Source organism: Nostoc sp. DedQUE07, assembly GCF_034530975.2.
Lineage (GTDB): Bacteria > Cyanobacteriota > Cyanobacteriia > Cyanobacteriales > Nostocaceae > Nostoc.
Map to the genome: position 1 here is coordinate 24,270 of NZ_JAVRCC020000048.1, position 21,830 is coordinate 46,099.

19 protein-coding genes and 2 pseudogenes are annotated in these 21,830 nt (G+C 41.2%); 11 read left to right on the forward strand and 10 right to left on the reverse strand.

Annotation, left to right across the window (positions count from 1 at the left end; all coding sequences use genetic code 11):
- Window positions 1-20: 20 nt before the first annotated feature.
- Complete coding sequence (locus RMZ95_RS26705) at window positions 21-1,100, reverse strand: helix-turn-helix domain-containing protein (protein WP_322682174.1); 1,080 nt, start codon at window positions 1,098-1,100, stop codon at window positions 21-23.
- 355 nt (window positions 1,101-1,455) lie between these two features.
- Between RMZ95_RS26705 and RMZ95_RS26710 the strand changes: the two genes are divergently transcribed.
- The 4 genes from RMZ95_RS26710 to RMZ95_RS26725 all read left to right on the forward strand — a co-directional run bounded on the left by RMZ95_RS26710 (window position 1,456) and on the right by RMZ95_RS26725 (window position 5,429).
- The gene (locus RMZ95_RS26710; RefSeq protein ID WP_322682175.1) at window positions 1,456-1,659 is read left to right on the forward strand and encodes a hypothetical protein; all 204 of its coding nucleotides are present in this window, start codon (window positions 1,456-1,458) and stop codon (window positions 1,657-1,659) included.
- A gap of 37 nt (window positions 1,660-1,696) precedes the next feature.
- On the forward strand, window positions 1,697-2,518 hold the full coding sequence (locus RMZ95_RS26715) for a PD-(D/E)XK nuclease family protein (RefSeq protein ID WP_322672949.1): 822 nt from the start codon (window positions 1,697-1,699) through the stop codon (window positions 2,516-2,518).
- On the forward strand, window positions 2,515-4,836 hold the full coding sequence (locus RMZ95_RS26720) for a Piwi domain-containing protein (RefSeq protein ID WP_322682176.1): 2,322 nt from the start codon (window positions 2,515-2,517) through the stop codon (window positions 4,834-4,836). The genes RMZ95_RS26715 and RMZ95_RS26720 overlap by 4 nt, the downstream gene beginning before the upstream one ends.
- Before the next feature lie 137 nt (window positions 4,837-4,973).
- Complete coding sequence (locus tag RMZ95_RS26725) at window positions 4,974-5,429, forward strand: nuclear transport factor 2 family protein (RefSeq protein ID WP_322682177.1); 456 nt, start codon at window positions 4,974-4,976, stop codon at window positions 5,427-5,429.
- 43 nt (window positions 5,430-5,472) lie between these two features.
- On the opposite strand, the gene RMZ95_RS26730 is transcribed toward RMZ95_RS26725, so the two are convergent.
- The 3 genes and pseudogenes from RMZ95_RS26730 to RMZ95_RS26740 form a co-directional block, all read right to left on the reverse strand.
- Window positions 5,473-5,715 (reverse strand): hypothetical protein, encoded by a 243-nt coding sequence (locus RMZ95_RS26730; protein WP_322682178.1) that lies wholly within the window; start codon window positions 5,713-5,715, stop codon window positions 5,473-5,475.
- Window positions 5,716-5,841: 126 nt separating this feature from the next.
- A complete protein-coding gene (locus tag RMZ95_RS26735; RefSeq protein ID WP_322682179.1) occupies window positions 5,842-6,534 on the reverse strand; it encodes a hypothetical protein in 693 nt (230 codons plus the stop codon).
- 319 nt (window positions 6,535-6,853) lie between these two features.
- Window positions 6,854-7,815: pseudogene (locus RMZ95_RS26740) on the reverse strand (orange carotenoid protein N-terminal domain-containing protein).
- An 82-nt stretch (window positions 7,816-7,897) separates the two neighbouring features.
- On the opposite strand from RMZ95_RS26740, the gene RMZ95_RS26745 reads away from it, so the two are divergent.
- The 3 genes and pseudogenes from RMZ95_RS26745 (at window position 7,898) to RMZ95_RS26755 (ending at window position 9,290) form a co-directional block, all read left to right on the forward strand.
- Window positions 7,898-8,059, forward strand: a complete 162-nt coding sequence (locus RMZ95_RS26745) for a hypothetical protein (protein WP_322682180.1) — start codon at window positions 7,898-7,900, stop codon at window positions 8,057-8,059.
- Between the two features lie 718 nt (window positions 8,060-8,777).
- Complete coding sequence (locus tag RMZ95_RS26750; RefSeq protein WP_322682181.1) at window positions 8,778-8,990, forward strand: chlorophyll a/b-binding protein; 213 nt, start codon at window positions 8,778-8,780, stop codon at window positions 8,988-8,990.
- Window positions 8,991-9,059: 69 nt separating this feature from the next.
- Window positions 9,060-9,290, forward strand: a pseudogene (locus tag RMZ95_RS26755) (hypothetical protein).
- Between the two features lie 598 nt (window positions 9,291-9,888).
- Here the strand turns inward: RMZ95_RS26755 and trpE are convergent.
- The 3 genes from trpE to RMZ95_RS26770 all read right to left on the reverse strand — a co-directional run bounded on the left by trpE (window position 9,889) and on the right by RMZ95_RS26770 (window position 14,164).
- Entirely contained in the window at window positions 9,889-11,418 is a 1,530-nt protein-coding gene (gene trpE, locus RMZ95_RS26760) for an anthranilate synthase component I (protein WP_322682182.1), read from the reverse strand.
- Between the two features lie 94 nt (window positions 11,419-11,512).
- The gene (locus tag RMZ95_RS26765) at window positions 11,513-11,938 is read right to left on the reverse strand and encodes a photosystem I reaction center subunit II (protein WP_322682183.1); all 426 of its coding nucleotides are present in this window, start codon (window positions 11,936-11,938) and stop codon (window positions 11,513-11,515) included.
- Between the two features lie 216 nt (window positions 11,939-12,154).
- On the reverse strand, window positions 12,155-14,164 hold the full coding sequence (locus RMZ95_RS26770; RefSeq protein ID WP_322682184.1) for a DICT sensory domain-containing protein: 2,010 nt from the start codon (window positions 14,162-14,164) through the stop codon (window positions 12,155-12,157).
- Window positions 14,165-14,888: 724 nt separating this feature from the next.
- Between RMZ95_RS26770 and RMZ95_RS26775 the strand changes: the two genes are divergently transcribed.
- Window positions 14,889-17,180: an amylo-alpha-1,6-glucosidase gene (locus RMZ95_RS26775; protein WP_322672939.1), complete on the forward strand. Its 2,292-nt coding sequence runs from the start codon at window positions 14,889-14,891 to the stop codon at window positions 17,178-17,180.
- 117 nt (window positions 17,181-17,297) lie between these two features.
- Here the strand turns inward: RMZ95_RS26775 and RMZ95_RS26780 are convergent, their stop codons facing one another.
- From RMZ95_RS26780 to RMZ95_RS26790, 3 genes are all read right to left on the reverse strand, one after another.
- Window positions 17,298-17,621, reverse strand: coding sequence for a hypothetical protein (locus tag RMZ95_RS26780; protein ID WP_322672938.1), 324 nt, complete (start codon window positions 17,619-17,621; stop codon window positions 17,298-17,300).
- 283 nt (window positions 17,622-17,904) lie between these two features.
- A complete protein-coding gene (locus RMZ95_RS26785) occupies window positions 17,905-18,189 on the reverse strand; it encodes a hypothetical protein (protein WP_322672937.1) in 285 nt (94 codons plus the stop codon).
- A 111-nt stretch (window positions 18,190-18,300) separates the two neighbouring features.
- Window positions 18,301-18,489: a hypothetical protein gene (locus RMZ95_RS26790; RefSeq protein ID WP_322672936.1), complete on the reverse strand. Its 189-nt coding sequence runs from the start codon at window positions 18,487-18,489 to the stop codon at window positions 18,301-18,303.
- 140 nt (window positions 18,490-18,629) lie between these two features.
- On the opposite strand from RMZ95_RS26790, the gene RMZ95_RS26795 reads away from it, so the two are divergent.
- From RMZ95_RS26795 to RMZ95_RS26805, 3 genes are all read left to right on the forward strand, one after another.
- Window positions 18,630-19,688, forward strand: coding sequence for a chlorophyll a/b binding light-harvesting protein (locus RMZ95_RS26795; RefSeq protein ID WP_322682185.1), 1,059 nt, complete (start codon window positions 18,630-18,632; stop codon window positions 19,686-19,688).
- 92 nt (window positions 19,689-19,780) lie between these two features.
- Complete coding sequence (locus RMZ95_RS26800; RefSeq protein WP_322682186.1) at window positions 19,781-21,304, forward strand: chlorophyll a/b binding light-harvesting protein; 1,524 nt, start codon at window positions 19,781-19,783, stop codon at window positions 21,302-21,304.
- A gap of 229 nt (window positions 21,305-21,533) precedes the next feature.
- Window positions 21,534-21,809 carry a hypothetical protein gene (locus tag RMZ95_RS26805; RefSeq protein WP_322682187.1) on the forward strand — a complete coding sequence of 92 codons (276 nt, stop codon included), beginning with the start codon at window positions 21,534-21,536 and terminating at the stop codon, window positions 21,807-21,809.
- Window positions 21,810-21,830: the final 21 nt, after the last annotated feature.

The following is a 21,830-nucleotide window of genomic DNA, read 5'->3' on the forward strand; positions in this document are numbered from 1 at the left end:
CATAACAAGCACATTCTTTCTTAAAATTCTACTGATTCTATTTTTCTAGGATAGATTTGCTTAGAACCTTCAGGAATATAAATCCAACCAAGGTCTTGCAAACGATTGATGAGATTAGAGATTGTTACACCAAGGTCATCTTGCATAGCATAAAGATGACGCCAGTTTGTTAAATCACGTCCTCTTCGTACTTCTTCTAGTTTAAATGTTGGCATCAATAAGCAACTGGCAAAATATTCAGCTTGCCATTCGATATGATCATGTTTAATATTAACTTTATATGTATCAAGTTGTTCAATAATACTCCGACAAAAAAATATATTTTGAGTTTCTTCAACCTCTAGATTATTATTTATCTCTTTTCTCAGATTTTCCGCTTCATATTGCGTTACGTGCATTAACCAGTGACCAATTTCATGGGCTATTGTAGATTCGTGAAGTTTTCCTTGTAATTCTTGAATATCTTGATTGAGTATAATTTCACGTTCCATCGGTAAAATTTTAGCTACTATTGGCCCTTGCTCATCAGGAACTATTTTGGCAAAAGAGATCGCTATATCTAAAGAATCAGCTACACGAGAGGCGTCCATAGGCCATCTTGGAGGAAAATTGTTTTTATGCATAAGCTTTAAAGTATTATTAGCAACACGTTCAATTTCCTCTTTTGAATAAAACTTATAAATCTGGAGTTCTTTTTCCAGAGATGAAACTTTAGCTTTCAGTTCAGCATTTTCTTTTTGCAATCTTGCAATTCGCTCATCTCGTGCCTTTACCAATGAATCAATACCTGGATTTTCCCGTACTCGACGGAATAAAGCAGGCATCTCCTTGTAGTTAGCTTTAACTAATTCCTCAAGAGCTTCTGAGTCATGTTGAGTCATGCGTCCAGCTAGGTAGATTAGCTCTAAAGCATTCAAACTGAGATGTTCTGCTAACGAGCGGATAACCTTCTCGCTTGGCTCAACGTGGTCGTTTTCTAGTTTTGACAAGTACGTAGAGTCCACCCCTACCTTTGCTGCTAGCTCACGCTGACTCAATCCCTTCTTTCTACGAGCTTGCCAAATACACCTGCCAAAACTCTGACTCTCTTGTTTATCCATAATCACATTCAACTGCCTAACGTATTTCCTGAAGTATACATAATAATAAACCTTGTATCGGTTTGAGCCATAGTAGGCTAAAAGCCTTATTTTACAAAGCTTTTCAGGAGTCGGTGGGCTATAAGTTACCCAAAATTTTTAGCCTTTGAATTACTCATAAATAGATAATACCTGTATTAAAATAAAAATTCAACACTTAATTTGCATAGATTAAATAGTTGACAAAAATTGTACAAGTTGAATAGTATGGTTCAATACTGAACAACTGATATCTTGCCTTGTTGAAATTATATGGCAATTCAGGCGGCTGTACTGATGTTCGTTGAGTTATATTTCGTTACACCTGAGCAAAAGTATGAATAAACAATCGTTGAACCCTGAACAATTATCCTTTTCTATTGGTAGACCTCTACCAGTTCTGCTTGAAGAAATTCAAAAATCAAGCCGCAATCCACAACTCATAAAGGCTGCAGAACAGATGCTAGAAGGCTTGCGTACCTTGGAAATGGCAACCGAGATTGGTGTATATACAGCAATCTACGAAATCCTAACCAAGTAAAACTTTTTTCTCTGCTAAATTCTGGGGTTTGACATCAATGAGCCAAAATTGGCTACCATTTGCCAGCTACAACCTATGGTTGCAGTATTCTCCACCCATAGGGAAAGAACACTTACACTGTGACATGAAACGAGGTTTTACCAAAGCGCGATCGCGAGAACCTGCGGTTGCAGCAATCTTGGTAAGTGATAGCACTCCTCAGCGAATTGGATTACTTGCACAAAGGGGGGTTTATGAGTTTCATGAAAACTCCCCGATGTTACATCAAGAAGATGCTGTAGAACAAATAATAGAGATTCTGGAATTGCGGAAAGAGTCAGATTTGGTTCAGCAGCGAGTACTTCAAATACTGACAAACTACCAGCAAAATCCAATTCTTGCTGAGAAGAAAATTATTCAACTTAGCCGAGGTGATGAGGGTTTTCCAGAACCAATTCTGATTAAGCAGGGCAATCAGTCTTTTAACTTCTTTGCTGCGATTGACTGTATTTTTGCCGAAGAAGATGATACTTTGCACATTTTAGATTTCAAAACTGGCCACTCTGATTTTGATCGGCGACAAGGGTATATTTATTTACTAGCTGCTAGTTACCGATACCCCCAGCAAAAAGCAGTAGCGTCTTTTTATAACTTAGAAAATGGTAACTGGTCAGAACCTATCAGCGCAACACCTAACACTCTTAAGGCCTTTCAGATAGAACTCGCTTTAATAGCTCAACGACATCAAGAGGAATTGAGACGCTACCGGAAAAATTCTGCTGATTTCAGTCAAATATTTCCCCAAAATCCGGGTGTAAGTTGTCGCTACTGTTCGTTTAACTCAATTTGTGAATTTACTATATCAGAGGTTTCTACATGACTGCTGGTGTGCTTCAATCTCCCTTAAAAACTAATATATCCCCAATATTTTTGGCTGAAATATTTTTACTCAATATTCCTCAACCTAACTTAATCTGCTTTCGACTGACTCCCAGATTAGATACTGAAATAGGAAATCGCTTAAGTTGGCGGTTTAGTCAGAAATTTCCTGATATTATGACCATCTTTGCAGATGGTAATTTCTGGGTTTTAGCTAAACCCGATCAAGTAATGCCAAGTTTAGATGAATGGCGAAAAGCTTTAACAGGAATTCAAGAAGAATTGAAAAAAGATATTGGCGATCGCTATTATTCAATTCAATGGGTAAGCCAACCACAAATATCTGCTGATATTCTTTCTGAACTAGCTATAAGAATATTAAAAATCAGACGACCATTTTCATATTTTAGTATTCCATTTAATAAGGTTGAAGTTAGACGAGAAGCCAAATTTTGGGCAGAACCAATTGAAATTCAAAATATTTCACACCCAGCTATTGCTATAACTGTTCGTAGTTCTTTCGCCTTTAAAGGGAAATTGTCTGAATTTTACGAGAATCATCCTTATAGACAAAATTCAAAAGATTTATTAATTGGTTTAAATGTTCGAGATATTGAAAAGAATAGTTCAGCTACTATTGTAGATATAGAAGGAACTATTGGTGAGCGTGAAGAAGAATTACTCAACTATAAGCCTGCATCAACCAGTGAAATCGCTATTCGTGAAGCACCAAGAGATCAACCTGTTGTAATTGTTCAATTTGGTAAGAAGAAAAAACGCTATCCTTATGCAATGGCTGCTCTTGTTCCTTGTATTACAGAAGAAACTGCCAAACGATTTGATGTAAACTATGGAGATTTACTCAAAGAAGCTAAGATTCCTTATCAAGAACGACAAAATAGTTTGGCTTCATACAAAAAAGAAGCTGCACTAGCTCTAAGTCTTTATGGGTTTGTGTTATCCGAAAACTGTATTAACAGTAGAAAAGGCGGCAATTGTTCTGAATTATTCTTGCCACTAGAATTTAAGCTTGAAGATACTCCACTTCTATTTGGAAAGGATAAATCTGGTCAAAATTTTATAAGTAGGAGAGGAGATGTCCTCAAAGGATTATCACAAGGAGGCGTTTATCATCGTCAATCTCAATATGAAAATAAATTAACACCGATTCGTATCACAGCTTTGAAGCTTTGTGATTTGAAGGTAGATCCTTTTATCAGGGAAGTTCAGAAACGTCTAAAATACTATGGTTTTGAAAGCATAATTGTTCATCGAGTTGGTGTATCAGTAAGTAGTTCAAGTATACCTGAAGATAGAGAAAAAGTTGAAGAAGCTGTTGATAAACTAATGGCAGTTCCTGAAGATAGAGAAAAATTTAAAGAAGCTATTAATGAATTAATGGCGATTCCTACTGATATTGTTTTGACATTTTTACCTCAGAGCGATCGCCATGCTGATAATAGTGATGATGGTAGCTTTTATTCTTTTATTTCTTCACGTTTACTTCGGCGAGAAATTGCTAGTCAAGTAATTTATGAAGAGACATTAAAAAATACTAGTAATTATGGTAATATCCTTCATCAGGTAATTCCAGGAATTCTCGCAAAATTAGGAAACTTACCCTTTATTTTAGCTGAACCTCTAGAAATTGCTGATTATTTTATCGGCTTTGATGTTTCCCGAATTTCTAAAAATAAGGGAATCGGAAGTAGAAATGTCTGTGCGAGTGTGCGTCTCTATGACAAGCGAGGGGAGTTTATTCGTTACCGACTGGAAGATGCTTTAACCGAGGGTGAAACAATTGATAAACGAACACTAGAAAGATTTCTACCATCTGCTGAATTAAGACAAAAAACTGTACTAATTTACCGTGATGGACGTTTTTGTGGTGATGAAATAAAGAATTTAAGAGAAAGATCAAAAGTTATTGGTTCAAAGTTTATTTTGGTAGAGTGTGTAAAATCTCAGATTCCACGACTATATAAATTTCAGCAGTCTGTAGTGACAGCACCAACTAAAGGGTTAGCTCTTCGCTTATCGTCGTATGAAGTAATTTTAATCACTACTGAAGTAAAATCTGAGAAAATGGGTTTACCTTATCCTCTGCGTTTAAAGGTTATTCCCGATCCTGAACACGAACAGCAAGTATCAATTGAAAGTTTAATAGAAGCTACACTTAAACTGACATTGCTACATCACGGAGCTTTGAAAGAACCTCGCTTACCCGTCCCATTATACGGTTCTGACAAAATAGCTTATCGACGGTTACAAGGAATTGCTCCAGGTATAGTGGAAGGCGATCGCCAGTTTTGGTTGTAGAATTAAAATCAACGCTACAGACATTCTGCATTCATCAAAACCGACTTTGCGCAGGTGCGATCGCAATCCAAACAACTTCTGGTTAAATGTTACTAATGCTCTATAAGCTTGATACTTTAGAAGGTAGAAAAATTTAGATGCTTTGGTTATCTCAATGGCTAGTGTTAGGAACTATATTTGTTAGCTTAACTTTTAGCACACCTTTAGTTGCCAGTCAGTCTATGAACCAACAAGATATCCAGATATTAATAGAAAAAGCTAAAGATGCATGGGTTGCTCAAGATATTGACGCTATTGCACAATTGTTTACGATTGATGGAGAACTAATCGTGCCTGGTCAATGCTGGCGGGGGCAAGAAAGAATTCGAGAAGGACTTGCCAATTTTAAAGAACAGTATTCAGATGTCAAAATAGACATCCACCGGATTATCATTGGAGCAAATCAGGCAGCAGTAGAGTGGTACTATGAAGATACAGAAAAGGCAACAGGTCGTCGTAATAAAGCTGATGACGTAATTGTTGTAGATTTTAAGGATAATCAAATTAGTCGTTGGCGTGAATATTTTGACACACAAACGCCAACTAACAAATAGTTACACTAGTCGTGATAGTCAAATCTCCTTAGCTCAAAATGAACTAAGAAGATTGGAGTGTCAAAATTAAGTTGTAATCTAAAAAACACAAGACGTTTATCACCTCAGACCGCTCTGATAAAGAATTTAACCTTCCCTTGGTGATAACAAGGTGGAGGAAGCGACAAAAACTCCACACCGTCAACGTATTTAATTTACACTGTTCAAACATCTGCGATCGCTCTCCTTCGATGTTTGATACTGGGCCACAGCGGCATAACACCCATACAGTGTTGTTTGTTTTCATAAACTAGAATAGCTAACAGTTGGGTGAAAACCTCTCTCTCTCAAGTATAAACACCACCTAGTCAAGAGATATAGCTATATTGTTTATATAAACTTGTCTAAAGTAAGATTTTAATTCTTTATAACTTTAGTTAGTCATTTGACGCCGTTGGGACTGTGCTTGGTTAAACTGCTTTTGTTGTGGTGTTAATTGGCTGTAATCACTTGAAGATTGCATATCCCATTGTAATTCTGCTAGTAACAGTAAACTAACGGTCATAATTAGCCCCGTTGAGAGAAACTGCATAACACCGCAGTATGGCAAAACTAAAATTCCCAGCAAATGAATAAACCCCATCAAAATAAATGTGCGCGAACGCATTCCTACCCCGGTGCAAAAGTAGCCGATCGCACTTAATCCTAACCACAGTGGACACAAACGGATCAACACCTCTCCCCATCCCAAAAAAATGCTCAGATCGGTCAAGATTAAACCCATTAAGATTAAAATCGCCCAGTTATAAACAACCCAGCGTAACTGTTCTACAGTTGCCCAAAACCAAGTTAAACTTACCATGCCAACTGCACCGAATAAGGTAAGCACTGACCACAAAATTGCTTGGCTACTCCAGCTAATGGGTAGAAACTGGGCGGTTACGAAAATTCCAGATGAAATTAGTCCCCAGAGAATAAATGCTTGATCGACGCGAGTATAAAACTTGGAAAAGAGAGTGAAATTTCCAATTTGGTAGTTGAGACAGACTAGACCTTGAATATCTTGAAAATCTAGCTCTTGCTGTTTTTCACGCAGGAGCGGCTCAGAGGAATTGAAAAAAGTCATTGATAATCTATTACCCTTGGTAGATGAATAAATTATTACTCTATCCAAAGATATATTGTTATTTAAATATAAACAAGTAAAGAGTTCCCTTTGGTCACGTAGGAAACAGTGTTTCGACTACGCTCAACAACTGGGCAGTTTTGCTCAAGCAAGAACTGCCCTCTGCCTCCTGCCTTTCTTGATAAAATCGGTTGTTTTCAATAGCGATCGCAACATCAAAATACCAAATAAAGCGCTATAACTTTCTTTTGCTTAAGCGTGGCGATGTCTACGACGGGCTACGCCTTATCCACGCTTAAGCAGTAACTAATCTAGCCCTCTATTTACGTACTAGATTCAGCAGTTCTTTTGGAGAAGCCAACAAGTCAATCGCTACAAAGAAGATTTTGCCTTGGGGATCTAGCAAAAAGCGCCATGCAATATTCATACCCACGCTGGCACCGAACCAAGGGGTTTGGACTTTGCCTGTAACTTTAACTTGGGTATAGCCATCTTCCACAGGCTCAGATACACCGCGCTCTGGGAGCATCTTCAATCCCTGACATTCTTCACGCATATAAGCACGAATTGCATCTTGACCAACAATTGGTCTTTCAAAGGGAGGTTGCAAAGCACCTTCGGAAGTAAACAGAGAAACCGCAGCATCAAAGTCATTGGCATTCATGTTGTTGATATAGCCAAGTACCGTAGGATTGTTGATGCCCTCAATGGTGACTTTAGTCCGAAATGCTGGTGCAGTGGGAGGAGCTACCGGCTCTGAGACTTTTTTGTAACTACCAGGAGCATTCGGATCGAATCCCATGCTAATTACGGTATTACGTAAGATGGTAATTTGTTGACCTGAATCTGCATTGCGGATGGCTTGTAACACATCGGCAGCTTTAGAAGAAAGCTTGTAACCTGGTGGGATGGGAGCAACGATTCCCTGAGCCATCCATTCTCCTAACTGATACCAAAAGCCCAACTTGATATTCACCGTGAAGGATGCATAAGAACGGCACAGAGGAGTATCAGCACGGTTAGCCAAATCGTACATGACTTGCGTTTGAGCCTCAAAAGGCATCTGCTTAATTTGTTCGAGTAAGCCTTGTGCAAGGATCATGTTTGCTGCTCCAGGAGCCGCAACTGTGATACTTCTACCCTCTCGGTATAAGCAAACCAAAGTAATGCTAGTTGATCTTCAGCATTGAGCTTAGAGAATGATTCGACGACGGTTGGAACAACGTCAGCAACTAGGGTGCCGGGAAAAATACTTTGAGCCGACTGGATGGTAAAAGACATAGCAGAAATTCCAAAAAGAAAATTACAGTTCTACCGAATGTGAAAAATCAAATGTGCAAAAACCGATGAGAAATGCGTTTAAGTGTTAATAAAGGCACTCAATAGTTTTGACATCACTAGAAAGCCTGTTGTAGACATAGATAGCTCTAATAAAGGCATAGTGATGCTGTTGCCATTGAGTTTAGATACTTGGCAAAGCACATTGCAGGCTCAACTGAATAGTTATTTAGAAAGCCTTGATTAACCGTGGTTTAACGCATTGATGCTGTCTGTGTATCTTTATGTAAAGAAATATAACAATTTCGTTACAAATAAGCAATACTTTCTCAGTTATATATTGATAATTTGTGTTTATCTAAAAAATAAGTTTTCCTGATGTTTAATTTCATGCAATTGGTACTTTTGTATGAATTCCCCTCCAAGAGCGTAGGTGTAACCCTTCTTTGAAGGAGTACGGCTGCACTCAGGAACCACCTGTCGTAGACATTAGACCTCTTGCATAAATCAAAAATAAGAAAGAACCCCACCCCGCCAAAGCTACGCTTTGTCATCCCCTCCCGAAGAGCCTACGGTGTATACACAAGTCTTAAAAACCTAGCCTTAATAAGACTTTCCTCGTTCCCAGTCTCAGACTGGGAATGCATTCATTGAGTCTCTGACTCAATGTCTGGCTGGAGGCAGAGCCTCTAATAAGCCATTCCCAGTCTCAGACTGGGAACGAGAAGCGAGAGAACAATGGGAAATCGAGCTTTTTCCGACTTGTGTATACACCGTAGCCCGAAGAGCGGGGAGGGGTGTTAGGGACTTTTGCAAGAGGTCTATTGCCTAGTTCTCGTACATATCCGAAATACCCTACTCACTTAGTACGGTGATTACTACTTTTATTTCTATGTCAAGTATTTGCAAAAAATATTTACAATATTGAATATTCCTTTACAGAAAGCAAAAACAAAGAGTCAAAAATGGCAAGTAAAGGCTTTAGCATTAACGAACGCAGTAAATTCAACAGATTTGCGATTGAACCCAAAGTTTATGTTGATGAAATTCCACAGATAGGATTCACCAAATATGCTGAAAAAGTTAATGGGCGTTTGGCAATGATTGCTTTTGTTTCACTTATAGCTGTAGAAGTTATCACCGGACACGGTTTGCTTGGATGGCTAACCAGCCTTTAAAGAAGAGACTTTGAGATTTCTTAATTTTCTTTACTTGACGAATAAAGCAATTTAGAGTCAAACTTACTTATGAAAACTGATTTTGATTATCCCAAAAAGGATTTAATTGAACCCGTTGTTTTTAGACATGATTTCAACAACTTTGAGACTATCAATGTCAATCAAGTCTGGTAATTATTTTTTACTGCTGGTCAAGATGACAAAGGATTGGGAGAATAAATTGAGTTCGACAGATTTTTCACTAACCTTTTAATTGCCATTAAAGTAACTGGAATTCTTTGGGCGATTTACTTCAACTAATTAGGATGAGTAAGTTTGTTCATTTCTAGTGTGTAGTAACTTCAACAGAGGTCTTGGATTTGGATAAGCTGTTCCACATAAAAGTTGCATATATTGGGCGGGCGAGACGCCCACCCCACAAGAAATGTACAATTTCAGATTATGCAAACTAGATGTGGTTTAGCTTACCAGGACTTATTTGAAATTTTCAATAAGTTTAAAAATTCTATTTAGCTTTGGAAAAAGTTTGATGTTGATTGGATTTATAAAGCTTCCTAATTTGTCGCGGTATTGTGGATACGTGGGCTTAGAAGTAGCACAAATTGTCTCCAAACATCTTGCTGTTCAAAGTAAAACCTATGTAATTCAAAATAGAAGAGTATTGGTACATCAACTTTTAAAGTCTGGTCTGGATGCTCATACCGCAGATCGAACTGTTACTGTACTTATATCAAGCCCGGTTTTACAATTAAGCAACAAAAACCAGTGTGCAATTAATTGTATGCAAGAGAAACCATACAAGTAGTAAAAAGGATTGGGGTTAAAGGAGAGTTTACAGGTGACAGGTAATAATCTGTACCCTCTAACCCGTATTCTATTCCCTTCTTCAGTCCTCATTTCAACGCAAACAACGAATAGCTTCTAATAGACCTCTAGCTTTATTGAGCGTCTCTTCGTATTCTTTTTCTGGCTCAGAATCAGCTACCAAACCTGCACCGGCTTGTACGCTCACGGTATTATCATGCACTACCATTGTGCGAATTGCGATCGCAGTATTTAATTGTCCTTCAAAATCGTAATACCCATACACACCGGAATAAACACCCCGACGGCTAGACTCTAGCTCGTGGATAATTTCCATCGCTCTAATCTTGGGTGCGCCGCTTACCGTACCTGCTGGGAAGGAAGCTTTCAGTAAATCCCATGCTGTTTTACCAATAGCTAATTTACCCACAACATTGCTAACAATGTGCATTACATGGGAGTAGCGTTCAACCATCATTAATTCATCGACTTTGACGCTACCACTTTGACAAACACGCCCCAAATCATTCCGCCCTAAATCGACAAGCATCACGTGTTCGGCAATTTCCTTGGGGTCTTGGAGTAAATCTTCAGCCAAGGCTGCATCTTCCTTAGTAGTTTTACCTCGCGGACGCGTCCCAGCAATTGGGCGTACCGTTGCTATTACTCCACCATCAGAATCGCTTTCGGCTTTCACCATCACTTCAGGACTGGAACCAATGATTTGCCAATCTTGGAAGTTAAAGTAAGCCATGTAAGGCGAAGGATTTATCTGACGTAGCGACCGATAAAGGGCAAAAGGATCGCCTGTGTATGTTGTTGATAGTCGCTGGGAAATTACTACTTGAAAAATATCACCTGCTTTAATGTAATCTTTCGCCTTCTCAACGCTGGCACAAAAATCAGGGCGGGTAAAATTACTCTGATACTCCTCTGCTTCTCTGCTCCCCTGCTCCTCTGCTTTTCTGCTCCCTGGCGGATTCCATTCCAATCGAGTTTTTTCTGGCGATAGGGGCAAAGATAGCTTTTCGAGCATTTGGGTGACGCGATCGCCCGCTTGTTGATATACTGCTTTCAAATCTACATTCGGGTCGCGTAAATCAGCATAAGCGATCGCCCAAATTTTCCGCTTCACCTGGTCAAAAATCAACAAGTGGTCTACCTGCATCCACAACCCATCAGGGATATTCCGCTCATCTGGTGGATAAATGGGTACACGCGGCTCAATCCACTGAATCAATTCATAGCCCCAAAACCCAAATAAACCGCCAATTCCCGGCGGTAACTGTGGTAATTTTACTGGGTGATAAGGTGCTAAACATTCGGCTAAAGCTGTAAAAGGGTCGCCAGCAAAAACCACCTGCGAACCATCGCGGTTTTTCTGAGTCGTGCGATCGCCCCTTGCTTCCAAAACCCACACCGGATCGCAACCAACTAAACTATAGCGTCCCAGTTTTTCCCCACCTTCGATGGATTCCAACAAAAAGCTATAAGGCTGACCTGCACAGACTTTATACCAAGCAGATACGGGCGTATCTAAGTCCGCTACCCATTCTTGATATACAGGGACGAAGTTGCCTTGTTGCGCTAGGGTGGAAAACTGGGAGAAATCCGGAAACATCATTATTTTTCAAAGGTAATTGGTAATTGGTAATGGGTAATGGGTTTTTATTTACCAATTACCCATTACTAATTACCCATTAGCGACTAACAGCTACTTACGGAGCGTCGTAGGTAGTAACACCGCTAAACTTAACTTTAGAGGGGCTGGGGTTTTGTCCGATACGACGGTCTACATAACGCACTTTGTCACGACCTTCAGTTACCTTTTCAGGGAAGTTACCATCAGCTGGGTGAAGTAAAGTGGTTTCTCCGTTGGGTAAAACCCGGTAAACTTTGTAATCTGTGATTTTGAGTTTACGAAGTTGCTGACCGCCCAAAAAGATGCCATATTCTTTACGAGCTATATACAGCAGGTTTTCACCTTTGCGCATAACAGCAGCACCACCTGTAGGCAATTCAAAAACTTGCTCTTTCGGGCTAGTCCAAGTGATCGCGTACTTTTCTTCAACTGCTGCTTTGTTGAGCAAGCCACCAGTGCTGCCAGCAAATAGCGGGGTTTGTCCAGAGAGTGTTTCTGCCATAAAGTCTGTTCTCTCAACGTTTTTAGGGAATCCTAACATCGCAACCAGGATCATATTGCGATCGCGTCATAGACTGTAACAGTTTTTAGTCATTTGTTCTTTGTCATTTGTCATTTGTCCTTTGTCATTTGTTAAAAACCAATGCCCCATGCCCCATGCCCCATGCCCCATGCCCCATGCCCCATGCCCAATGACTAATGACAAAGGACTAAATATCTATTTACTCTTGACTTTTGTCCGCTTTTCCTCTTGGCTACTCCGAACAATTGGGATAGTGAAGTGAAACTGACTGCCCTGGTCTTTGCCAGCTGACTCTGCCCAAATTTTCCCACCCCAGCCATTAACAATTTGACGGCAAATTGCTAAACCAAGTCCAGTCCCGCCAGTGGTGCGGCGCAGCGCTCCTTCTTCTTGATAGAAGCGGTCAAAAACTACTTCTAAACGATTTGGTTCAATGCCGCGTCCAGTGTCAGCTACAGTCACTTCGACCATTTGACGGCTGTTGTAAATCGCTTTAATCGTGATTTCTCCTTGGGGCGGCGTAAATTTCAAAGCATTGTCCATAAGTTTTGCCAGCACCTCGACTAGCCAATCACCGTCAGCTCTTACTAAAGGTAGATTTTCGGCAATTTGAGTCTTGATTTGGGGCAGCTTTTCCGTTGAGGAACGCGTGCGATTTCGGCTGAGTGCTAAATCGACACATTCTTGTAAGCTGAGGGATTCTGGATGCCATTCCACCCGGCCGCTTTCCAAGTTGGAAAGTGTGAGGAAATCTTGTACCAGTTTTCGCATCCGTTCCGAGTCGGAAAGAGCAGTGTTGAGCATGACCTGCTGCAACTCCAAGGGCATATCCGGTTCGCTAGCAAGACTTTCCAGGCACACTTGAATTGTAGATAGGGGAGTACGCAGTTCGTGTCCGGTGATGGCTATGAGGTTGCTGCGGGTGCGGTCTAGGGCTTCTAGCTGCTGGTTAAGTTCTTCTAGGTTAGCGTAAGCTTCCGCTTGGATGAGAGCTGCTCCTACTTGGGTAGCGATCGCTTCTACCAAATCCAATTCTCCAGGTTGGCACTCGTGGGGTGGCATCCGGCAGTAATGTAACTCTACAATCCCCAATAATCGCCCCTGATAGAAAACTGGTTCCATCAGCCAAGAACGAATGGCAAACTTTTTGGCGATCGTGGAAAGCCCTGGCGATTTGGTAACGCGGGGGTCACTGAGCGTATCGCTGACACAAACACCTTCGCCAAGTTCTACGATGTCCCGAAATAGAGAATTTTTCTCTAACTCCCAGGTTTGTCCGCAAACAGATAAAATACCGGGAGTCAAAAACTCGTGTTCAATTATCGCTTGGCTATCCGTAGCTTGAGCGCGGTAAATTAAACAGCGACAAGCTTCTAGGTGTTGCCCTAATTCTTGTGCCGCCACCTGGAGAACTTCATGAGGATCGAGCGATCGCCGAATCGCAGTACTAATTGAGTTGACTAATCGCTCTTTTCGTGCTTGAGCAGCAATAGAACGGTAAGCTTTGTGCAATTTGTACTGACTAGCTTGCAAATAAGTTACTAAGCGCTGCACAAAGGGATCTGTATCAATGTCACAGGCATACTCGTTTACTTGTTCGGCTCCAAAGTAGTTTCGCGGTTCGCCAATGCCAAACCTCTGACGTGCCTGTTGAATTTTACTTGTCAGTTCTGGTCTGTAAACCAAAACCCGATCTAACAACAATTCAGCGGCTTTCAGGCTAACTCCCCTTTCTGATGTCCAAATTCCCTCAAATCTTCGGGCTGTGTCTATATCCAAATTAGGGCTTAGTTCCGGTAGTTGGTTATTTTTGGCAAGAGAACCAAGGTTTTCTCGGCAAACCAGACAAGTAGCATAATTGTCAGCAATCACTACCAAATGCCACTCCTGACTTAAGCCATCCGTTGCCTCAAAAGCTATCTTTTCGTAGTGTTCCGAACTGTTGGCGAAATCCGTTTCTGGAGCAGCTAATACGTATATTTGGTTACTCCGCAAGGCAAGTCGCAGGTAGCGATGAGCTTCTTGGCGGTAGAATCGCTCTCGCTGGAAACTAGCAATTACAAGGGGTTTCGCTAAAGTCGCAGCCAAAACTTGATCTTCCATCGCGTGGGAGAGCGCCGTTAGTGAAGCCTTAAAATATAGCTGGGGCCGCAAGTTGGGTAGGGACTTTAGCAGATCACTCAGCACAGAAGTCGAAATGCTCATGAATTATTGTTAAACGCTCAACCTCGATCAGATCCACGTCACAGCTGCATTGTACAAATTCCAAGGGACTCTCAAGTTAAATAGATAGTTGCAATATGTAAAGAACGCTAAAAAGCGCTTTTCGCCAAAGCTAGTCGCAACACTTTGTTACCAAATAAGGGGCGTGGGTACACTTGATTTGCTGATTGACAACCTATTACGCCCAATATACATTCAGGGCAACTGATGCTTTTGCTTGTACAGGTAAATTTTTTCAGGAATAAGTACTAAAACATTAATTATTGTATGGTTTTAACTACTGTGTTCGCTAATAACCACGGACGCTCGATTTCTAGTCCATGCGTTGGCAAAATCGCCTGTCGTAGACATTGCCTACTTCGCCGACGTTGATTTCTGCTTGCTAAATAAGTTTTCTTAGCCAAAAATCATGACTGCGATATTTACATAACTTAATCACTAATGTTGATTAAACTTAATCAATTAATTATCATAAATTAGTCTAATCAAATATCAAAGATTATTTAAAATCTTGTGTCTCTCTACAATACGCTGTTTTTTGTTTAAACTATGTGTCGAGACACAAATCTTTCTTTTATCGACCTAAATAAATTTAGTTGCTCTGTCTCAAAGCAAAAGGTATTTATTCTTTCCTTCTGCCTCTTGGGGAAGAGACTTATACTCAAAAGACCACAAAAATATAGACCTGTACACGGAACTTTGTCTAATGACACCGGATACGCTAATCACCCCAGAAAAAATTTTTCTGGATGGAAAAACTTTTATTCCTGCCGAACAATTACCGATTCCGGAGTGGCCTTGTGTTGTGGCTGAAAGATCGCAACCGACACTAACGGTTAAAGATGATGATTTATTTTTTGTGACAGATACTATCGGTAATATTTCTGGCTGTTCCCTCAACGATGGTAATCTCAGTCTGGGACTGTTTTGTTGTGATACGAGATTTCTCAATCGCTTGGAGTTGCAAATTGAAGGGCGATCGCCTGTACTCCTCAGTAGTACTGCCGAAAAAGGTTTTGCACTCTCAGTTTTGTGTACCAATCCCAGAATCGACGAACGCCTAAAAGCCGAGACTATCGGAATTCGCCGGGAAATCGTGCTGAATGGGGCACTATTTGAAGAAATAGAAGTATCTAACTACAGCACAACCACTGTCAATTTTGAACTAAGTATCAGTTTTGATGCGGATTTTGTTGATTTATTTGAAGTCCGTGGCTATGACAGAGAAAAACGAGGTCGGCTTTTACGCCTAGTAGAACCGACGACTGAGGAAGGAACATCCGATCGCGTCGATGGTGTTGCACCTGTACCTAAAGAGCCATCTGCCTATAGAGAAGAATCCTTAACACTCGCCTATCAAGGCCTGGATGGCTCGGTGATGGAATCCCGAATTTTATTCCAGCATCGGCAACCAGACAATTTCAAGGGTTACACTGCGGTTTGGCAGCTAGAGTTGGCTTCTCACGAAACTCAAAAGCTGGGCTACCGAGTGAATATGTTGAGAAACAACCAGTCCAGTTCAACCGTGAGCGCCGCCACCACTTTAGGACAGGCGAAAGCTGCTGAGTGGATGGAGGAGCAGCACTGGGTACAACAAATTACTCGCATTAGCTCAGATAAGAGTACCTTCAATCGAGTGATTGAGCGGGCTGAACAAGATATGTATTTGTTGCGCCAGTCTTTTGGTAAGCATAAGACTGTTTCCGCTGGAGTACCTTGGTTTTCGACATTATTTGGGCGAGATTCGTTGATTACAGCTTCTCAAAGCCTGATGTTAAACTCGCAAATCGCCAAGGAAACTCTGATATTACTGGCAACATACCAAGGTAAAATTGACGACGAATGGCGCGAAGAAGAACCGGGTAAGATTTTGCACGAGTTACGTTTGGGAGAAATGGCTCGTTGTGAAGAAATTCCCCATACACCTTACTACGGTACAGTTGATGCCACTCCCTTGTGGCTGCTGCTCTATGCCGAACATTATGCTTGGACTCACGATCGAGAACTCTTAGAGCAACTTTGGCCCAATGCTCTAGCGGCAATGGAGTGGATCGATCGCAATACCAAAGAAACCACTTACCTCAGCTACTTCCGTAGATCCAAACGCGGTCTTGTTAACCAAGGTTGGAAAGATTCTGGCGACTGTATTGTAGACCGCAAGGGAGAATTAGCCAACGGCCCAATTGCTCTGTGTGAGGTACAAGCTTACGTTTATGCTGCAAAAATTCGCCTAGCAGAAATAGCTAGGATGAAGAAGCGGCTTGATTTGGCAGATCGTTGGCAAGAGGAGGCCAGAAATCTTAAGGTTCGGTTTAATCAAGATTTTTGGGTAGAAGACCAAGATTTCTGCGCCCTGGCTTTGGATGGAGAAGGTAAGCCAGTAGACAGTATTACCTCAAATCCCGGTCATTGTCTGCATTTGGGACTTTTCACAGACGAAAAAGCTCATAGTGTTGCAGAACGGTTGCGGGCACCAGATATGTTTAATGGTTGGGGCATTCGGACTCTAAGTAGTTTGTCACCCGCTTATAATCCGATGGGTTATCACATTGGTTCGGTTTGGCCCCATGATAACGCTCTGATTGCAATGGGATTGCGATCGCTCGGTCTTATCGATCAAGCTTTAGAAATATTCCAAGGTTTATTTGACATGACTCAGCAGCAACCCTATCAACGTCCTCCAGAACTTTTCTGCGGCTACGAACGGAACGGTGATAATGCTCCTGTGCAGTATCCGGTTGCTTGCACTCCCCAAGCTTGGGCTACGGGTAGTATTTTCCAACTACTGCAAATGATGGTCAACTTAGTGCCTGATGCTCAAAATAACTGCTTGCGAATCATCGACCCCGCTTTACCAGAATCGATTAATCGCTTGTCATTTCATAATTTACAAGTAGGCCCCACCATCCTCGATTTGGAATTCGAGCGTTCTGGGACTACGACTGCTTGTCGCGTTGCTAAAAAACGGGGTAATCTTCGAGTAGTTATTGAAGCATAGGAAGAGAGTAGGGAGTAGGAAATTCACCACTCCCTATTTTAGGCTGATATACTTGGTGCGTAGCGCATAGCCCGTCGTAGACATCGCGCAGTGCCATCCACTCCAACCAACGCAGTGTTAGCCTGCTTCATCGTCAGTATGTACAGTTCTCAAGAGTTGTTCTGTAAGCTCGATCAATTCAGATACAGAATTTTGCGTAATTTGTGTAGTTTTGAAGCCATGAGCAATAGAATTACGTAATGGGAGTGCATTCATTAGTAACTGATACTCAGATTTTGAAATTACACCTTCAGTTGCTAATTGCTTTACTAAGTAATAAGGTATCTGACATTCTTCCCACGGAGATATGTCTTCAGTTAGCAAGTAGTGAATTGCGTGCCAATATGAATCAATATCTAGTCTTCCAATTTTCCATTGCTCTTCAGCAATAAGAGCGTTCAAGTTATTATTTATTCCTTTTTTTTAAGTAGGTAGGTAGATGTTGAACTGCTTTGGTTTCTAGGGCTTCTTTTGCATGAAGATACAAGTCCAACACATACAAATCTTGTTTCGCTAAAATAGATGTGGATATTTGTTTGAAGTTTCCCTCTATTCCCATATCTTATATTTACCAGTGTATTTCGTATATCTGCTCAAATGAGATGTTATACAGTTATAATTCAGACCTGAATCTTGATGTGTGCCAGAACCTTGTCTTGTCTAACTGCGAACAGAGAATTTAAAACTACCCCCCAGTCGCTTCGCTGAGTGCTTCACGAATTATCTCATCACTGACACCATGCCGTTTCAAGCTGGCAATCAATGTCGAAACAGTATTTCCTTCAAGTCGCTCAAGATCGGCTCGAAGTCCTTGTCCGATGTAAGCGCGAACTAATGGCTGATAACCAGAAAACCCTAACAATGGTGCTACTCGTTTCAAATCCTCAATCACATCTTCGGGAATGCGAATTGTGACTGTCGTCATTGGACGATTTTTATCAAGTCGCTTTTTTAAGACTTCAGCTTTCATAGTATTCACCTTCCTTACGCGTCGCTTTCCGAGCCGAGATAATCCGAATCATGTCGTTTTCACGCTCAATGTAGACGACGTAGAGAAGATTCTATCGTTTGTCCAAGCCAATCACAGCATCCCGCTCCCATTGCGGCTTGCATCAACCGCCACCAGAAACGGATCGAAGAAAGCTTCTACGGCTTGTTGAAATGTTATGCCGTCATCATTGCTGCGATTAATCCAAGCTTTCTCCTCGTTCCAAATAAAGGTGATGCCATTAAGCACGAAAACACATCTATCCCTACATAGTTTAGGCAAGATGTATTTACGTTGTCAATACGCTTTTTTGTAAAAGTTTACAATCTCATTAATGAGATTTACTTTCATTAATTTGAATTTTATTGTAGACTCTTTTTTGACAACTATTGAGAAAATTAATCAATAAGTTAGAGGGTAAAATGACAACTTCTACAAGTCCGCTGTCGGTGGAGCAAGACCTTACTGACTCGCCTTGGTGGGCTGGTAACGCCAGACTCACCAGCTTATCGGGGAAACTACTAGGCGCTCACGTCGCTCATTCTGGTCTGATCGTTTTCTGGGCAGGAGCTATGACTTTATTTGAGCTAGCCCACTTTAATCCAGCAGAACCAATGTATTCGCAAGGCTTAATTTTGCTACCTCATCTAGCTACTCAAGGTTGGAGTGTTAGTGCAAATGGTGCAGTCGTCGATACTTATCCCTACTTTGTAATTGGAGCTTTACATCTAATTTCCTCAGCTTTTTTGGGTTTTGGAGGAATCTTTCATTCCCTGCGTGGCCCGGAAAAATTGGAGGGTAAAGTTCCTTTCTTTGGCTACGACTGGTCAGACACGGGTAAAATGACCACAATCCTTGGTATACATCTGGTTTTACTGGGTTGTGGTGCATTCTTGTTAGTCGCCAAAGCAATGTACTTTGGGGGTTTGTACGACCCAAATGTTGAAAATGTGCGGGTAATTACAAATCCGACATTAAACCCAGCCGTCATTTTTGGTTATCTGTTTGGCGCAATTAGTAAATTTTGGATTGCTGGCGTTGACAACCTAGAAGACGTGGTTGGTGGACATATTTGGGTTGGTGCAATGTTGATTATTGGTGGACTTTTCCACATAGCTACTAAGCCCTTTAGTTGGACGCATCCACTATTTGTTTGGTCTGGAGAAGCTTATCTCTCATACAGTCTGGGCGCTTTGGCACTGATGGGTTTTATTGCAACTCTCTTTGTATCAGTAAACACCACTGTTTATCCTGAAGTTTTTTATGGTCCGGCGCTTGTAGTTAGACAGAATATCGTGCCGTACTTTTCATCACCTGACCCTGACCTTGTAACTGCTCGGACTTGGTTAGCTAATGCCCATTTTTGGTTAGCTTTCTTCTTTCTCCAAGGTCATATCTGGCACGCCTTGCGGGCGCGTGGGTTCGATTTTCGCAAAGGTAGGGTGAGTCAGGAGGCGGTGATTCCGCAACCAATTAGCTAAATTCAATTTAATGCATTTAATGCAATAAATTTGCAATTGTCTGGAATCATAAGCTCAACAATATTGCTAAATATTCTCAAGGAGTTTTGGAAATGACAGCAGTAATTGAAGATAGCCCATATAAGCAACAGATACCTGATGTTGGTTGGTGGGCTGGTAACTTTCGTCTCACTAATTTATCGGGAAAATTACTAGGCGCTCATATTGCCCATTCTGCATTGATTTTGTTATGGGCTGGAGGGATGACGCTGTTTGAATTGTCGCGCTTCAACCCTAATGAGCCAATGTATGAGCAAGGCTTAATTTTGCTACCTCATCTAGCAACTCTCGGTTTGGGTGTCGGTACTGGTGGGCAAGTTATTAGCACCTATCCCTACTTTGTAATCAGTGTCTTACATCTGATACCTTCAGTGATTCTGGCAGCTGGTGGTATTTATCACTCCCTGCTGGGTCCAGAAGTGTTACAAGATAATCCTACTTGGGCTGGATTTTTTGGCTATGACTGGAAAGATAAGGACAAGATGACAACCATCTTGGGCATTCACCTCACGCTTTTAGGTTTAGGTGCTTTGGCTTTAGTTGCTAAGGCGGTGTTTTGGGGTGGACTGTTTGACCCTTGGGCTGCTGGCGGTGGAGATGTCAGGGTAATCAATCATCCGACACTTAACCCATTGCGCATCTTTGGCTACCTATTTGGGGTTTGGGGGCCAGAGGGATTGGCTGCTGTTGATAACTTGGAAGATGTTGTTGGCGGTCACATCTGGGTTGGTTTGATGTTAATTGGTGGTGGTATTTTCCACATCTTGACTAAGCCATTTGCTTGGGCACGCCGAGTTTTGATTTACTCAGGGGAAGCGTATTTATCTTACAGCATTGGTGCTGTAGCATACATGGGCTTTTTAGCAGCATATTTTGCATCAGTCAATAACACTGTCTATCCGGAAGTTTTTTATGGCCCAGTTAAAGCTATAGAAACTTCTACTGGTATAGTTTCTGCTCGTGGTTGGTTGGTAACTTTCCATTTTGTCCTAGCGCTCATGTTTCTGTTAGGTCACATTTGGCACGCTCTCCGCGCTCGTGCGATCGCAGGCGGGTTTGATTTTAAAAATGGTGATATGGTTCAGCCTCCACGTGTAGAGCGCCAAACGAGTAATCAGGTAAGCGCAGTCAATTCTTCCGATCTGACGCTGAAGTTTCTCAAATACTTACCAATTTACCGCCCCGGTATATCTCCTTTGTGGCGGGGATTAGAAATTGGCATGGCTCATGGTTACTGGCTAGTTGGCCCCTTTGCAACATTAGGTTCATTGGGTTTATTACGCAATTCTAATGTCGGCAGCTTGGTTGGTTTATTAGCCACAGGCAGTTTGATTATCATCCTGACAATTGGTTTTTCGCTTTATGGCACTACTAGCTACGAAAGACAGCAAGAAATCTATTCACGATCGGTTTCGGTTGCAACTGTTGCCAAAGTACCACAGAGCATCAATACTGTCGCCGAATGGAGTCAATTTACCGAGGGCTTTTTGATTGGTGGAATTGGTGGAGCAATCTTCGCTTATCTGCTATTGACTAGTATTGCTTTATTCGGTGCGATCGCAATCAACTCGATTTAATCATCTAGTGATTTAATACTCATCATGTAAAGACGTAGAATGCTACGTCTTTACAATAAATTAGAGCAAGACTTAAATTGCTCACACTCGCCTCATTCCTTTTGATTTATGTCTACCTACTGACTCAGTTAATTTAGTTTCACTCAACACTAGCTAAATAATATTTCATGCCTGCGGTTAAAAGCAGTTGACTGCGGGCACTTTTTTCTAATCTTTAGGAGGATGACTTATGCTAGCTACAATTTTTTGCGCTTCATTTGCTTGGGCCACTTTTATTTTCTTTATTTTGAGTATCGGGTTTACCTTAAAACAAGGGATAAATCATTTAAAAAAGCTACATCAAATTCCTTGTCATGCTTGTGAATATTTCACTAACGACTATCGCCTTAAGTGTACTGTACATCCAACTAAAGCTTGTTCTGAGGAAGCGTTTGGCTGTCTTGACTTTGAACCTCAAACTTCTTTTTGTAATGCTTGTCAAAAGGGTCGGCAAAAGCTTTATTAAAATTTTCTAATTAGATAATTT

Excerpts from the sequence above, each read along its gene's own strand:
- RMZ95_RS26750 (WP_322682181.1), top strand. The coding sequence starts at position 8,778 with ATGGCAAGTAAAGGCTTTAGCATTAACGAACGCAGTAAATTCAACAGA.
- RMZ95_RS26775 (WP_322672939.1), top strand. The coding sequence starts at position 14,889 with ATGACACCGGATACGCTAATCACCCCAGAAAAAATTTTTCTGGATGGA.
- RMZ95_RS26765 (WP_322682183.1), bottom strand. The coding sequence starts at position 11,938 with ATGGCAGAAACACTCTCTGGACAAACCCCGCTATTTGCTGGCAGCACT.
- RMZ95_RS26705 (WP_322682174.1), bottom strand. The coding sequence starts at position 1,100 with ATGGATAAACAAGAGAGTCAGAGTTTTGGCAGGTGTATTTGGCAAGCT.
- RMZ95_RS26710 (WP_322682175.1), top strand. The coding sequence starts at position 1,456 with ATGAATAAACAATCGTTGAACCCTGAACAATTATCCTTTTCTATTGGT.
- RMZ95_RS26730 (WP_322682178.1), bottom strand. The coding sequence starts at position 5,715 with ATGAAAACAAACAACACTGTATGGGTGTTATGCCGCTGTGGCCCAGTA.
- RMZ95_RS26725 (WP_322682177.1), top strand. The coding sequence starts at position 4,974 with ATGCTTTGGTTATCTCAATGGCTAGTGTTAGGAACTATATTTGTTAGC.
- trpE (WP_322682182.1), bottom strand. The coding sequence starts at position 11,418 with ATGATGTTTCCGGATTTCTCCCAGTTTTCCACCCTAGCGCAACAAGGC.
- RMZ95_RS26785 (WP_322672937.1), bottom strand. The coding sequence starts at position 18,189 with ATGAAAGCTGAAGTCTTAAAAAAGCGACTTGATAAAAATCGTCCAATG.
- RMZ95_RS26805 (WP_322682187.1), top strand. The coding sequence starts at position 21,534 with ATGCTAGCTACAATTTTTTGCGCTTCATTTGCTTGGGCCACTTTTATT.
- RMZ95_RS26715 (WP_322672949.1), top strand. The coding sequence starts at position 1,697 with ATGAGCCAAAATTGGCTACCATTTGCCAGCTACAACCTATGGTTGCAG.
- RMZ95_RS26800 (WP_322682186.1), top strand. The coding sequence starts at position 19,781 with ATGACAGCAGTAATTGAAGATAGCCCATATAAGCAACAGATACCTGAT.
- RMZ95_RS26795 (WP_322682185.1), top strand. The coding sequence starts at position 18,630 with ATGACAACTTCTACAAGTCCGCTGTCGGTGGAGCAAGACCTTACTGAC.
- RMZ95_RS26735 (WP_322682179.1), bottom strand. The coding sequence starts at position 6,534 with ATGACTTTTTTCAATTCCTCTGAGCCGCTCCTGCGTGAAAAACAGCAA.
- RMZ95_RS26720 (WP_322682176.1), top strand. The coding sequence starts at position 2,515 with ATGACTGCTGGTGTGCTTCAATCTCCCTTAAAAACTAATATATCCCCA.
- RMZ95_RS26770 (WP_322682184.1), bottom strand. The coding sequence starts at position 14,164 with ATGAGCATTTCGACTTCTGTGCTGAGTGATCTGCTAAAGTCCCTACCC.